The following is a 13,923-nucleotide window of genomic DNA, read 5'->3' on the forward strand; positions in this document are numbered from 1 at the left end:
GGAACCCGGTGCGGCCCTGCTGCGTACGACGCGGAGCGCGGTTCAGCCGATCCGGCGGCGGTAGACGGCGACCGCGAAGCCGTACGCGATGAGCAGGATGCCGACGAGCCAGCCCAGGGCGACCCAGATGTCGCTTCCCACCGGCTGCTCCGCGAAGAGTGCCCGCACGGTGTCGACGATCGACGTCACCGGCTGGTGCTCGGCGAACCAGGCGACCGGGGCGGGCATCGTGTCCGTGGGCACGAACGCGGAGCTGATGAACGGCAGGAAGATCAGCGGGTAGCTGAAGGCGCTCGCTCCGTCGACCGTCTTCGCCGACAGCCCGGCGATGACCGCGAGCCACGTCAGGGCGAGGGTGAACAGGACGAGGATGCCGGTCACGGCGAGCCACGCCCCCACGGACGCGCCGGTGCGGAAGCCCATGATCAGCGCGACCGCGACGACGATCGCCACGGAGACCACGTTCGCCACGACCGACGTGAGCACGTGCGCCCACAGCACGCTCGACCTCGCGATCGGCATGGACTGGAAGCGGTCCACGATGCCGCCCTGCATGTCGAGGAACAGCCGGTAGGACGTGTAGGCCACGCCCGAGGCGATCGTGATGAGCAGGATGCCGGGCAGCATGTAGTTGATGTACGACTCGTTGGAGCCTGTGTCGATGGCCCCGCCGAACACGTAGACGAACAGCAGCATGAGCGCGATCGGCGTCACCGCGGTGGTGATGATCGTGTCAGGGCTGCGCAGGATGTGACGCAGCGACCGCCCGGTGAGGACGCGGGTGTCGCTGAGGACGGCGGTGGTCATCAGGATTCCTTTCCAGTGCTGCTCTGGTCGGCGGGGCCCGCACCCACGAGGGTGAGGAACACGTCCTCGAGGGACGGCTGCTTCTCGACGTACTCGACCTCGGCGGGCGGGAGGAGCTGCTTGAGCTCGGCGAGGGTGCCGTTCTGGATGATGGTGCCCTGGTGCAGGATCGCGATCCGGTCCGCCAGCTGCTCGGCCTCGTCGAGGTACTGCGTCGTGAGCAGCACGGTCGTGCCGCCCTGCGCGAGCTGCTTGACGGTCTGCCACACCTCGATGCGCGCCTGGGGGTCGAGCCCGGTGGTGGGCTCGTCGAGGAAGATGATCGGCGGGTCCCCGATGAGGCTCATCGCGATGTCGAGCCGACGTCGCATGCCGCCCGAGTAGGTGCCGGCCCGGCGCGCACCGGCCTCCGTGAGGGAGAAACGCGCGAGCAGGTCGTCGGCGATCGCTCCGGCGTCCGGCAGGTGGCGCAGCCGGGCGACGAGGACGAGGTTCTCGCGCCCGGTGAGCACCTCGTCGACGGCGGCAAACTGGCCGGTGAGGCTGATCGACTCACGCACGTCCCCAGGCTTGGCCGCGACGTCGAACCCGTGCACGACGGCCGTGCCCGCGTCCGCCTTCAGCAGGGTCGACAGGATGCGCACGAGCGTGGTCTTGCCGGCGCCGTTCGAGCCGAGCAGGGCGAAGATGCTGCCTCGCGCCACGTCGAGGTCGACGCCGCGCAGCACGTGCAGGTCGCCGAAGGTCTTCTCGATGCCGCGCACCTGGATGGCAGGGTCGGCGGTCAGATCGGTGGTCATGTCCGGTGCTCCGTTTCCTGTGTCGATGTCGTCGTTCACGGCCGGCGGACGACGACGTCGCCGAAGCCGGTGCTGGCGTGGATCTCTGCGGTGGCCTCGTCCTCGACCGGCCCCTCGGTGGGGGTCAGGTGGTTGCGGACGGAGCCGTTCTCCGAGGCGACGTCGAGGTAGGCGGCGGTGCCCTCGGGCACCCCGACCTCGATGGAGCCGAAGGAGGACGTGAGGGTGACGGCGCCCGACTCGAGGGCGGCGACCCGGATGCTGGCGTGGGCGGACTTCGCGGTGAAGGTGCCGTGCACCCGGCTCACCGCGATGTCGCCGTGCGCGCCGTGCACCTCGAGGGTGCCGACGACGGCACCGACGGTGGTGGTGCCGTTGCTCGCGCGGATCACGCCGTCGCCGGTCACCTCGTCCACGAAGACGGACCCGGCGCTGACCTTGATGTCCAGCGAACCCGAGACCCGGCCGGCGGTGGCCGACCCGGCGGCGACCTTGAGGTCGAGCCGCTCGACGTCGTCGACGCGGGCGTTCCCGGCGGACAGCGTCATGTCGACGGCGTCGAGGACGCCCTCGGCGTAGAGCGAGCCGGCCTTGCCGCGCACCACGGAGCCCGTGGGGAGCTCGACGGTGATGTCGGCGGTACCGGACGTGAAGGGAAGCACGTACTGCTTCCACGACCCGGGGTAGGTGATGGACACCGACTCGCCGTCGCGGTCCACGCGGACCTGTTCGGCGGCGCGCACGCTGCCGGGCTTGCTGTTCGTGGGCAGCACGGTGACGACGACGTCGTCGCGCTCGCCGGCGACGACGTGCACGTTGGCGAAGGGGACGTCCACGAGGACGGGGACGGGGTGGGGGGCGGGGAAAGTGGGCATGACGGGGCTCCAACAGTGGTGTCGGTGTGGTGTCAGGCAGGGTCAGGAGGGCGGCGGGGCGGGGTCGCGCGAGGTGGTGCGAGGTGGTGCTAGGTGGTGCGGCGGTCAGCGGACCCAGCCGGTGACGCGGCCGGAGCCGCGCTGCTGCGGACGGGGCTGCGCGGCCGGGCGTCCGGTGGACTGCTCGAGCGCGGCGGCGACCGCCCGCACGAGCCACGTGTTCACGGACACGCCGTCGCTGGCGGCGGCGACCTCGACCTGTGTCTTGAGGTGGTCGGGCAGCCGCAGGGTGGTGCGGGTGGTGGCGCCGCCCTCGAGGTCGACGCTCACCGAGAATCCGGGCCCGGTCGCCGCCAGGGTGGGGCCGGGCGCAGACGCCGGCGCGGGCGCGGTGGGCGCCGAGACGACGAACTCGGGCGAGCCGCCGCGAAGCCGGATGTCCACCGAGCCGGGGGCCAGCTCGGCGGAGATCTCTCCCGCCGCGTCGGACAGTGCCTCGAGCAGCACAAGCCGGGCGGCGGCGTCGAGCGGGGCGGTCAGACGGCCGGCGAGGTCTCGCGCCTCGTCACCGCCCGCCGCGGCTGCGGTCGCCAGCTGCTGCTGCAGCTGGTCGACGTATCGGATCAGGTCCATGGCTCCACTATGACACCACTGTGGTGTCACCGCAAGAGGTTTGGTGTCATCAGTTGCCACGAGGTGGTGTCAGACCTCCGCTGTGCCGCGAGCGGCCCCGCTCCGGCACCCCGACGACGTTGTCTTTTCGTGCAGCCTCGGCCGGGCAGGAATCTCGACCGCTCGACGCGCGTCAGTGCGGCTCAGCAGGAAGAACCAGCGGGGGCGGAGCGGTGACCGCCGAGCGCGCGTCGATCCCGCGGAGCGGAGACCACGAAAAACGGAAACGTCCTCGGCGCGAGCACCTCACCAGCTCGCCCGCCCTCGGGCGGGCCACGGCGGCTAGCGTGGGGCCGTGACCCCGCATCCCGAGGAAGCGCCCGAGCGCGGCGTCCGCCTGTTCGACGACGTCCGACCGAACGAGGCGGACCGCGCGTACCTGCCGGGGATGAGCAGCGCGTGGAAGATGCCCTGGTACGACGTGCAGAGCTGGTGGCGCCGGGCCGGCCGCCTCCACCGCCGGACGGTCGAGCTGGCCGGCGTCACGCCGGGGCAGCACGTGCTCGACGTCGGCTGCGGCACGGGCAACCTCGCCCTCACCGTGCTGAAGGAGGTGCCGGACGCCCACGTCACCGGCGTCGACCCGGACGGCTCCGCACTGAGCCGGGCGGCCCGCAAGGCGCGCCGGCGTCGGGTCGGGCGCCGGGGTTCCCTGACCCTTGTGCGCGGCTTCGCGGACCGCCTGCCCGCCGCGGACGGCAGCGTGGACCACGTCGTCTCGTCGCTCGCGCTGCACCACGTCCCGCTCGACGAGAAGCGCCGGTTCGCCGCTGAGCTCGTTCGGGTCCTGCGGCCGGGTGGGCTCGTCACGGTCGCCGACCTCGACGCCCCCGGCGGGCACGGTCACGACAGCGGGCACGGCCACGGCAGCGGGCACGGCCACCCGCACGGCGACGGTCACGACCACGGAGGCCACCGGCACCGTGAGATCGGCGTGAACCAGCACCGCGAGGACAACGCCGACGGCGGCATCCAGCGGCTGCTGACCGACGCCGGTCTCGTCGACGCCCGCGAGGCGGCGCGCGCCACGTTTATGGACACGCCCGTGCTGTGGGTGCAGGCGCGGCGTCCCTGACCCGGCAGCGCCGGGTCAGCCGGCGTGCTGCGGCGCGAACTGCGACAGCACCAGCTCCGCACCGAACGGGTCACGCACCGTGGCCGCCCGCACCCACTCGTTGACCTCGGTCGACACCACGGTGCCGCCGGCGCCCGTCGCGGCGTCGGCCGCCGCGTCCCGGTCGGCGACGGCGAAGGCGATCGACCAGCGCGCGGGCCCGTCCGTGGGCTCCACGCCGGCGACGGCGTCGGCGAACCCCGGCGGGGTGAAGCCGGCCTGACGCTCGTAGATGTCCGGGTCGGAGGTCGCGGCGAGGTGGTCGCCGTAGCCGGGCACGCGCACCATCCCGGCCGCGAGCGCCGGGTCGTGCTCCCAGCCGAGCAACGGCCCGTAGAACGCGAGCGCGCGCTCCGGGTCGGGCGTCACGAGGTTGCTGAAGTTCCACGTGCCCGGCGCGTTCACCACCTGGGCGCCGAGCCGGGTCCCCGCCTGCCACAGCCTGCCCGGCGCGCCCTGGGGGTCGACGAAGCGGACCATCGTGCCCGCCACGGCGCCGGGCGGACCGACCGCCTCGGGCGGCGTCACGACCTGCCCGCCCAGTGCCGCGACCTGCTGCGCGGCCGCCTCGGCGTCGTCCACCGCGAGGTAGGTGTTCCACGCCGGAGCAGCGTCCGCGGCGACCGCGGGGTCGGGCGTCGCGAACGCCGCGACGGCGGTCGCGTCCGTGCCGTCGAGCGACGCCACCGCGTAGCGGCCCGGGGCGCCGGGCGGCAGCTTCTCGGTGAAGGACCAGCCGAACAGCGCGCCGTAGAACGCGAGCGCCGCGTCGACGTCGGCGACCTCCAGGTCGATCCAGCTCGGGACACCGTGCGGGTAGGTGTGCTGCGTCATGAGCCCACCCTGCCCCTTGCCCCCGACACGAGCAGGACGCGGGCACCGAACGTTCATCCACAGGTCCCCGCGAGCCTCTTCCCCGCGAGCTCTCCGCTCCCTACCGTGGCGACATGACCCCTCGTCGTGGTGCCCTCCGTCACCCGTTCGTCGCCGCCGCGGCCGCGCTCGCCGTCGGCGCGAGCCTGGCCGTCACCCCGCTCGCCGCAGGCGCCCACGGCAAGCCGCACGGCGGGCACGCGCAGCGCGACACGCTCCGCGTCGCGACCTACAACCTGTCGCTCAACCGTGCGACGGAGGGCGAGCTGCGGTCGGACCTGTCCACCGGCGACGACGCGCAGGCCCGCACGGTGGCGGAGGTGATCCAGCGCGCGAACCCGGACGTCGTGCTGCTCAACGAGTTCGACTACGACGCCGCGCACGCGAGCGTGGACCTCTTCCGCGAGCACTACCTCGAGGTGTCCCAGCAGGGTGCGGCTCCGGTGCGCTACCGCTACGCCTACGCCGCGCCGTCGAACACGGGCGTCCCGAGCGGCTTCGACCTCGACAACTCGGGCACGGTGGGCGGCGGCAACGACGCGTTCGGCTTCGGCGAGTTCGAGGGGCAGTACGGCATGGTCGTGCTGTCGAAGTACCCGATCGACACGAGGCACGTGCGCACGTTCCAGCACTTCCTGTGGAAGGACATGCCGGGAGCCCTCCTGCCCGACGACCCGGCCACCGCCGAGCCGGCCGACTGGTACTCGCCGGAGGAGCTCGACGTCGTCCGGCTGTCCAGCAAGTCGCACTGGGACGTGCCCGTGCGCGTCGGGAAGCGCACCGTGCACGTGCTGGCCGCGCACCCCACCCCGCCCACGTTCGACGGCCCGGAGGACCGCAACGGCCGGCGCAACCACGACGAGATCCGCTTCTGGGCCGACTACGTCACCCCCGGCCGTGCCTCGCAGTACATCTACGACGACCGCGGCGGGCACGGCGGCCTCCGGCCGGGCGAGCGCTTCGTGATCCTCGGCGACCAGAACGCCGACCCGCTCGACGGGGACTCGGTGGACGCCGCGGTCGACCAGCTCCTCGACCACCCGCGCATCACCGACCCGCGGCCGACCTCCGCCGGAGCGGTCGAGGCGGCGGCGCTCCAGGGTGGCGCCAACGCGACGCACCAGGGGGACCCGGCCCTCGACACGGCCGACTTCGCGGACACGACGCCCGGCAACCTGCGGGCCGACTACGTGCTGCCCTCGAAGAACCTGCGGGTCCGCGACGCGGGGGTGTTCTGGCCGGTCCAGGCCGACCCGCTGTCGCGGCTCACCGGCGTCTACCCCTTCCCGTCGAGCGACCACCGGCTCGTCTGGGTGGACCTGGCGGCCCGCTGACGGTCGCCCGCGACGACCATCGCAGGCCGCTGACCTGGGCATCCATCCCGATTTTCTCACCCGCTGCGACCTGGCCTGCGTGTGGCGACCGCCCGCGGGTCGGGTGCAGGGTGGGGAGTGCTGTGCTCACCGCCGAGCGTGACGTGCTCGCCGAGCGCAGACCTCCGGTCGGCAGGCGCTGACCGCACGGCACCGCCGTCCGCGGCGTGCGCCACGTCGTCCCCCGGACGACCCGCCTCCCCGCTCGGCACACTGGAGCACCCATGAGACGCGCGACCACCGCGGTGGCTGCAGCAGCGACGGCGCTGCTGCTCGCCGCGAGCCCCGCCGCCGCCCACGGCGGCAAACCCTCCCCGAGACCACCGACCGTCACGGACGTGGCCACCGGCCTCGTCAGCCCCCTGAGCGCCGCGGTCGGCGCGAGGGGCACCTCGTACGTCACGCAGAACTTCGCCGGCCTGCTCACCGAGGTGGACCGGCACGGCGACACCTCGGTCCTGTACGCGTCGGCGAACGGCGAGGAGGTGGGCGGGGTCTCCTTCCGGGACCGGCACCGGGACCGCACGCTCACCTTCACCGAGACCCTCATCGACGAAGAGACAGGACCGGTGGCGTCCAGCATCAAGACGCTGCGGCTCGACCGCTGGGGCAACCCGGCCGGGCCGGCCCGCACCCTCGCCGACGTCCGGGCGTACGAGAACGCGAACAACCCGGACGGCGACGTCACCTACGGGTTCCGCGACGTCGACCAGGCCTGCCTGGACCAGGCGCCGCCGGACGGCATCCCCGTCCGGTACGAAGGCATCCAGGACTCCCACCCGTATGCCACCACGCGTGCGTGGGGCACCACGTTCGTCGCCGACGCGGGCATGAACGCGATCCTGTCGGTGAGCGACCGGGGCCGCGTGCGGACCGTGGCCGTCCTGCCCGCGCAGCCTGCCGTGGTCACGGCCGACGCGGCGGAGATGTTCGGCCTGCCGGACTGCGTCGTCGGTGAGACGTACTGGTTCGAGCCCGTGCCGACGGACGTCGAGGTCGGCCCGTGGGGCCAGCTGTACGTGACGACGCTCCCGGGCGGCCCGGAGGACGCCAGCCTCGGGGCGCGTGGCGCGGCCTACCGGGTGAACCCGTGGACGGGCTCGGCGCGGAAGATCGGGGGCGGCTTCCTCGGCTCCACGAACCTCGCCGTGTCGCCGCGCGGGGACGTCTACGTCTCCGAGCTCTTCGGCGGCAAGATCACGCAGCTGACCCGCTGGGGCAACCGCACCGTCGTCGAGACCGCCCTGCCGGGCGCGCTGGAGTGGAACCACGGCGACCTGCTGGCCACGACGAACGTGCTGCCCGGTGAGGACGGACCTCCCGACGGCCACCTCGTCCGCATCGACCTGCCCAGGTCGCACTGGCACGGCCGCTGACCCCACCGATCGCGTTGTGGGTACGAAACTGGCGGGAATTCGGTCACGGATTCCCGCCAGTTTCGTACCCACAGCGTGCTCGGGTCAGGGCGTGAGCATCCGGGCGCCCTGCTGGGCGAGGACGCTGAGCTCGGCGGCCTTGAACGCGTGCTCCTGCGTCATCGCGTTCTCGGTGCGTTCGAGGCAGTCGAGGATCAGCTGCCCGAAGTAGGGGAACCCGACCTTCCCGTTCGCGACCAGGTGGTGCTCGCCCTCGCCGTCGACGAGGAACACGTGCCCGCCGCCCTCGCCCGTGCCGACGTTCACGTACTTGCGCAGCTCGATGTACCCGTCCGTCCCGAGGATGACGGTACGGCCGTCACCCCAGGTGCTCAGGCCGTCTGGCGTGAACCAGTCCACCCGGCAGTACCCGGTGGCGCCGTTGTCCATCACGATGCCGGCCTCGCCGAAGTCGTCGAGCTCCGGGTGGTCCGGGTGGTGGTAGTTCGCGACGGCGGAATGACTGACCTCGGCGTCCTTCGCCCCCGCGAAGTGCAGCATCTGGTCGAAGTTGTGGCTCCCGATGTCGCACAGGATGCCGCCGTACTTCTCCTTCTCGAAGAACCAGTCGGGGCGGCCCGAGCCGAGGCGGTGCGGCCCCAGCCCGATGACCTGCAGCACGCGCCCGACCGCACCCCGGCCGATCAGCTGGTCCGCCAGCACGGCGGCCTCGACGTGGATGCGCTCCGAGTAGTACACGGCGTACTTCTGGCCGGTGCGCGCCGTGGCCTCGCGGGCGGCCGCCAGCTGGTCGAGCGTCGTCAGCGGCGCCTTGTCCGTGAAGTAGTCCTTGCCCGCCTCGATGACCCGCAGCCCCAGGGCTGCCCGCTCGGACGTGACCGCCGCACCGGCGACGAGGCGCACCTCGGCGTCGTCGAGGATCTCGGCCTCGCTGCGGGCCACCCGGACGTCGGGGAACTTGCGGCGCATCGCCTCGACCTTGGCCGGGTCCGGGTCGTACACCCACCGGAGCGTGCCGCCCGCCCCGGCCAGGCCCTCGCACATGCCGTACACGTGGCCGTGGTCGAGGCTGGTGGCGGCGAAGACGAACTCGCCCGGCTCCACGACGGGCGCGGGAACGGGGTCCGGGGCGTAGGCGGCGCCGCTCGCGGTGCTCGTCGAGCTGCTCGTCGGGTGCGCGCTCATGCCTTGGCCCCGACCGTGATCGCGCCGGGCAGCTCGCCCACGGACGCCGTCTTCGAGAAGAAGTGCGGCGCCCGCGCCACGAGGGTGCCCGTGCGGTAGTACGGGTCGTCCGGACGCAGCGGCAGGTCCACGGTGCGGCGCTCGACGCCGGCCTCGTAGATCGCGGTGACCAGCTCGACGGCGCGGCGGCCGTCCTCGCCCGTGACGGCGGGACGACGGCGCTCGCGCACGGCGTCGAGCATGTCGCCGATCTGCCCGGCGTGGCCGGTGTGCGCCAGCGGGCGGTGGGCGGCGGCGACGGCCTCGATGGCGGCGACCCGCTCGGTGTCGCCCTCCCGGTCCGGGAACCCGGCGGGGTTCGCGGTCTCCGCCACGACCTTCCAGGGCTGCGAGACGCGCGCGTGGCGCCCCTGCACCACGATCGCCTGCTCCTCGCCGTGGCTCACGACGGACGCGGTCACCTCGGCCAGCGCCCGCTCGTACTGCAGCACGCTCACGGACAGGTCCTCGACCTCGGCGTTCTCGTGGGCCGCGTTGGTGAGGACGGCCGTGACGGCCTTCGGCGAGCCGAGCATCCACAGGGTCATGTCGAGGTGGTGGATGGCGTGGTTGAGCGTGCAGCCCCCGCCCTCGCTCTCCCACGTGCCGCGCCACCACAGGTCGTAGTACTCGGTGCCGCGCCACCAGGCCGAGCTGACCTGCGCGTGCGTGACGTCGCCCGCGAGGCCGGAGTCCAGCACCTCCTTGAGGGTGGCGATGTCGTCGCGGAAGCGGTTCTGCGCGACGACGGACAGCAGCCGGCCGTTCGCCTCCGCGGCCGCGATCATCGCGTCGCACTCCTCGAGCGACGGGGCCATCGGCTTCTCGACGAGCACGTCGACGCCCGCCTCCAGCGCGGCGACCGCCAGCGCGGCGTGCGTGGACGGCGGCGTCGCGACGCTGACGAGGTCGAGGCGCCCGATCGCCTGTTCCGTGGCGAGCATCTCGCCGGCGTCGGTGTACACGCGGGCGCCGTCGAGCCCGAGCTCCGCGCGCAGCGCCTCGGCCCGCCCGGGAGCCGGGTCGCACAGCGCGACGATCTCGCACTCCTCGTCGAAGCGCCGATAGCCGGCGACGTGGGCGCGAGCGATCCCGCCCGTGCCGACGATCCCGATGGTGAGCATGGTTCCTCCGGTGGAACGACACGTGATGACTTCACATGATACGTATCATGTGAACGATCACCCAGCGTGGCGGCGGCCTGCGGCCCTGTCAAGCGGGACACCAGCGGCGCACGGACGGAGGGCCATACTGTGGCGGTGCCGACCCCACCCACCAGTCGCGACGTCGCGCGCCTCGCGGGGGTGTCGCAGGCGACCGTCTCCTACGCGCTCACGGGCCGGGGCACGATCTCCGCGGCCACCCGCGAGCACGTCCTGCGGGTGGCGGAGTCGATCGGCTACCGGCCCAACCTCGCCGCCCGCTCGATGCGCACGCGCCGGTCGGGCCGCCTGGCCGTGGTCACCGGTGCCACGCTCGACCACCAGCTCCGGCTCCTCGCCGGGGCCGGAGAGGTGGCGGAGGCCGCGGGCTACGTCATGGAGACGCACACCGACGACGACACCGTCGCAGGGCGGTCCGAGCGGGTGCGCGAGCTCGCCGCGAGCGGCCAGTACGAAGGGATCCTGACCCTCGTGCCCGTGCTGCCGGGGGTGCTGTCCGACCCGGCGCGCACGCCGGCGGACGGTGGCACGCCGGTCGTGGCGGAGGCCACGTTCGACGAGCAGATGCGCACGCTCGGGGACCTCGCCGACGCCCGCACGGTCGAGGTGCTCGTGGAGACGCTCGTCGCCGCGGGGTACCGCCGGTTCGTGCACGTCGCCGGGCCCGAGCAGTACGCGTCGGCCCGCGCCCGGCGGGACGTCTACCTCGCCTCGGTGGCGCGGGCCGCGGCGGACCCCGCGACGCCCGGCGTGGTCTCGCTCGGCGTCCTCGGCGGCTCATGGTCGGGCGAGGACGCCCGCCGTGCCGTCGCCGACCTCCCCGACGACGCCCCGCCCGTCGCGGTGGTCGCGGCCAACGACTTCCTCGCCGCCGGGGTGCTGCGCGGCGCGGCGGAGCGCGGCTGGTCGGCCCCGCGCGACCTCGTCGTCACAGGCTGGGACAACTTCGAGATGAGCGCGCTCATGATGCCGTCGCTGACCACCGTCGACGTCGACTTCCCGGAGGCCGGCCGCGCCGCGATGCGCCGGCTGGTCGCGGCCGTGCGCGGCGAGCCCCGTCCGGGCCCGGGCGCGCCGATCCACCGCGTCGTGTGGCGGGAGTCCACCGGCGGGGACCCGACCGCCGAACGTCGCTGACGTGGCGGTTCCTCCCCGTCCTGCGCCAGGACGACGAGGAACCGCTACGCCGGCGGGCGGCGGCCCGCCTACCCTGGGGGCCGTGACCGACCCCCGCACCTCCCTGCCGCCGTTCGCCTCCGACAACTACGCGCCCGCGCACCCCGACGTGCTGGCCGCGGTCGCCGCCGCGAACGACGGGTACGCCGTCGCGTACGGGGACGACCCGTGGACGGCCCGCCTCGACGCCCGGGTGCGCGACCTGTTCGGCGGGGGCGCGCTCGCGTTCCCGGTGCTCAACGGCACGGGCGCGAACGTCGTGTCGCTCACGGCGCTGTCCCCGCGCTGGGGCGGCGTCGTCGTGTCGGACGTCGCGCACGTCAACACCGACGAGAACGGGGCGCCCGAGCGGGTGGGCGGCCTCAAGCTGCTCGCCTGCCCGTCCGTGGACGGCCGGATCACGCCCGACGACGTCGTCCGATGGGCCGGGCAGCGGGACGACGTGCACCGCGCGCACCCCGCCGTCCTGTCGCTGACCCAGTCCACGGAGCTCGGCACCGTGTACGCCCTCGACGACCTGCGGGCCCTGACGCACGTCGCGCACGACCTGGGCATGGCCGTGCACGTCGACGGCTCCCGTCTCGCCAACGCGGCGGCGACGCTCGGCTGCTCGCTGCGGGACCTGACCACCGACGCCGGCGTGGACGTCGTCTCGCTGGGGGCCGCGAAGAACGGCGGCATGCTGGGTGAGGCCGTCCTCGTCCTCGGGCCTGGCGACGCGCCGGACGCGGCGTCGGCGCGCGCCCGCGAGGCGGCCGCGGCCGCCGTCCCGTTCCTGCGCAAGGCGACGATGCAGCTGGCGTCGAAGACCCGGTTCGTCTCCGCGCAGCTGCTCGCGCTGCTCGGCGAGGAGGACGACGCCGAGCCGCTGTGGCACCGCAACGCCGCGCACGCGAACGCGATGGCGGCGCGCCTGCGCGCGGGCCTCGAGGGGCTGCCCGGCGCAGACGCCACGGACGGCGTGCGCGTCACGCGCCCGACGGAGGCGAACGCCGTGTTCGCGACGCTCCCCCGCGACGCCGCCGAGCGCCTGCGCGCCGTCGCGCGCTTCTACGACTGGGCCGACGGCGAGGCGCCCGACCGGGTCGAGGTGCGGCTCATGTGCGCCTGGGACACCTCCCCGGAGACCGTCGACGCGTTCGTCGCGGCCGCGTCCCACGCGCTGGGCTGATCCGCGCCGTAGTCCTCGAGGTCCCGCAGCCTCCGCACGGGGCTGAGGCCCACGATGACCGGGCCCAGCAGCATGACGAAGGCCGAGCCGAGCAGGACGGCCCGGTTGCCCACCTGCGCCGCCAGCACGCCCGCGGCCAAGGACCCGAGCGGGATCATGCTCCAGGACACGAACCGGACCGTCGCCATCACGCGGGACAGCAGCGCGGGCGGGCTGGCCACCTGTCGATAGGTGCGCGTCACGACGCTCCCGGGCACCACGGACGCGCCGAACACGAGCGTGCCGACGGCGAAGCACAGCCACCCGACCACCCCGTGGCCGAACGGGACCAGCAGCGCCCCGGCGAAGCCGAACAGGCCGTCGAGCAGCAGCACGCGCGCGGAGCCGAAGCGGCGTACGAGCCACGGTGTCGCGGCGGCCGCCAGCAGCGAGCCCACGCCGTCGGCGGCGAGCAGGACGCCGACGAGGGCGGGCGGGGCGTCGAGGTCGCGCACCAGGTAGAGGGCGAAGAGGCCGGCCTGGACACCGCACACCAGGTTCACCGCGCACGCCCACCAGGTGGCAGGCGCCATCACGGGGTGCCGCACGACGAACCGCCAGCCCTCGGCGATCATCGCGCCCATCCCGGGCCGCGTCTCGCCGTCCCCCAGCGGCGGCTCGCGCCGCTCGGGCAGGCGCCGCAGCAGCAGCGCGGAGACGACGTAGGAGACGACGTCGACCAGTAGCGCCGGCACCGCACCCACGGCCTGCACGAGGACGCCCGCCACCGACGGCCCGCCGAGCTGGGTGGCGGCCTGCGTGCCGGAGACGAGGCTGTTGCGGCTGGTCAGCTCGTGCTGCGGCACCACCGTGGGCAGGAAGGTCGTGTTGGCGGTGAAGAAGAACACCTCCGCGACGTTGACCGCGAGCGCCGCCAGGACGAGGTGCACGAGCGCGAGGTCCCCGAGCCACCAGACGAGCGGCAGCGCAAGGACCGCTGCCGCGCGCACGAGGTCGGCCACCACCTGCGTGGCGCGCAGCGGGAGCCGGTGCACGATCGCTCCGGCGGGCAGGCCGAGCACCACCCAGGCGAGGTACGACGACGCGGCGAGCACGCCCGTCTCGACGGGCCCGGCGTCGAGCACGGTCACCGCGGTGAGCGGCAGGGCGACGGCGGTGACGGCGGTGCCGACGCCGCTGGTGGTGCTCGCGGCCCAGTAGGTCCAGAACGGCCGTGCACTCGTGGCCACCGGCCACCTCCTCGGGGTCGTACGGGTGGGGCGCTGTGAGCGGGCGATTGGCCCTGTCCTGCGGCGAAAC

At 73.7% G+C, this 13,923-nt stretch carries 12 protein-coding genes and 1 pseudogene; 5 read left to right on the plus strand and 8 right to left on the minus strand.

All coding sequences use genetic code 11. The annotated features are described in order from the left end of the window. Positions 1-42: 42 nt before the first annotated feature. The 4 genes from ACFT55_RS13280 to ACFT55_RS13295 all read right to left on the minus strand — a co-directional run bounded on the left by ACFT55_RS13280 (position 43) and on the right by ACFT55_RS13295 (position 3,115). Positions 43-807 carry an ABC transporter permease gene (locus tag ACFT55_RS13280; RefSeq protein ID WP_380244306.1) on the minus strand — a complete coding sequence of 255 codons (765 nt, stop codon included), beginning with the start codon at positions 805-807 and terminating at the stop codon, positions 43-45. Beyond that, positions 807-1,607 (minus strand): ABC transporter ATP-binding protein, encoded by an 801-nt coding sequence (locus tag ACFT55_RS13285; RefSeq protein WP_380244307.1) that lies wholly within the window; start codon positions 1,605-1,607, stop codon positions 807-809. Before ACFT55_RS13285 ends, ACFT55_RS13280 begins: the two co-directional genes overlap by 1 nt. Positions 1,608-1,642: 35 nt before the next feature. Next, the gene (locus ACFT55_RS13290) at positions 1,643-2,482 is read right to left on the minus strand and encodes a DUF4097 domain-containing protein (protein ID WP_380244308.1); all 840 of its coding nucleotides are present in this window, start codon (positions 2,480-2,482) and stop codon (positions 1,643-1,645) included. A 105-nt stretch (positions 2,483-2,587) separates the two neighbouring features. Then, positions 2,588-3,115: a histidine kinase gene (locus ACFT55_RS13295; RefSeq protein ID WP_380244309.1), complete on the minus strand. Its 528-nt coding sequence runs from the start codon at positions 3,113-3,115 to the stop codon at positions 2,588-2,590. 334 nt (positions 3,116-3,449) lie between these two features. On the opposite strand from ACFT55_RS13295, the gene ACFT55_RS13300 reads away from it, so the two are divergent. Next, complete coding sequence (locus ACFT55_RS13300; RefSeq protein WP_380244310.1) at positions 3,450-4,229, plus strand: class I SAM-dependent methyltransferase; 780 nt, start codon at positions 3,450-3,452, stop codon at positions 4,227-4,229. Positions 4,230-4,244: 15 nt separating this feature from the next. Here the strand turns inward: ACFT55_RS13300 and ACFT55_RS13305 are convergent, their stop codons facing one another. Then, on the minus strand, positions 4,245-5,102 hold the full coding sequence (locus tag ACFT55_RS13305) for a VOC family protein (RefSeq protein ID WP_380244311.1): 858 nt from the start codon (positions 5,100-5,102) through the stop codon (positions 4,245-4,247). A 113-nt stretch (positions 5,103-5,215) separates the two neighbouring features. Here ACFT55_RS13305 and ACFT55_RS13310 point away from each other — a divergent pair, with 113 nt between their 5' ends. Both ACFT55_RS13310 and ACFT55_RS13315 read left to right on the plus strand, forming a co-directional pair. Further along, a complete protein-coding gene (locus tag ACFT55_RS13310; RefSeq protein ID WP_380244312.1) occupies positions 5,216-6,475 on the plus strand; it encodes an endonuclease/exonuclease/phosphatase family protein in 1,260 nt (419 codons plus the stop codon). 263 nt (positions 6,476-6,738) lie between these two features. After that, the gene (locus tag ACFT55_RS13315) at positions 6,739-7,890 is read left to right on the plus strand and encodes a ScyD/ScyE family protein (protein WP_380244313.1); all 1,152 of its coding nucleotides are present in this window, start codon (positions 6,739-6,741) and stop codon (positions 7,888-7,890) included. A gap of 84 nt (positions 7,891-7,974) precedes the next feature. Here ACFT55_RS13315 and ACFT55_RS13320 read toward each other — a convergent pair whose 3' ends face one another. Both ACFT55_RS13320 and ACFT55_RS13325 read right to left on the minus strand, forming a co-directional pair. Further along, positions 7,975-9,075 carry a Gfo/Idh/MocA family protein gene (locus ACFT55_RS13320; RefSeq protein WP_380244314.1) on the minus strand — a complete coding sequence of 367 codons (1,101 nt, stop codon included), beginning with the start codon at positions 9,073-9,075 and terminating at the stop codon, positions 7,975-7,977. After that, positions 9,072-10,238 (minus strand): Gfo/Idh/MocA family protein, encoded by a 1,167-nt coding sequence (locus ACFT55_RS13325; protein WP_380244315.1) that lies wholly within the window; start codon positions 10,236-10,238, stop codon positions 9,072-9,074. The genes ACFT55_RS13320 and ACFT55_RS13325 overlap by 4 nt, the downstream gene beginning before the upstream one ends. 135 nt (positions 10,239-10,373) lie before the next feature. Between ACFT55_RS13325 and ACFT55_RS13330 the strand changes: the two genes are divergently transcribed. Both ACFT55_RS13330 and ACFT55_RS13335 read left to right on the plus strand, forming a co-directional pair. Then, a complete protein-coding gene (locus ACFT55_RS13330; RefSeq protein WP_380244316.1) occupies positions 10,374-11,414 on the plus strand; it encodes a LacI family DNA-binding transcriptional regulator in 1,041 nt (346 codons plus the stop codon). A 73-nt stretch (positions 11,415-11,487) separates the two neighbouring features. Beyond that, complete coding sequence (locus tag ACFT55_RS13335; RefSeq protein ID WP_380244317.1) at positions 11,488-12,624, plus strand: threonine aldolase family protein; 1,137 nt, start codon at positions 11,488-11,490, stop codon at positions 12,622-12,624. A gap of 29 nt (positions 12,625-12,653) precedes the next feature. Here the strand turns inward: ACFT55_RS13335 and ACFT55_RS13340 are convergent. Further along, positions 12,654-13,853, minus strand: a pseudogene (locus ACFT55_RS13340) (MFS transporter); the annotation flags it as partial. Positions 13,854-13,923 lie beyond the last annotated feature (70 nt).

Source organism: Isoptericola sp. NPDC057191, from assembly GCF_042670225.1.
In the GTDB taxonomy this organism is placed as follows: Bacteria; Actinomycetota; Actinomycetes; order Actinomycetales; family Cellulomonadaceae; genus Isoptericola.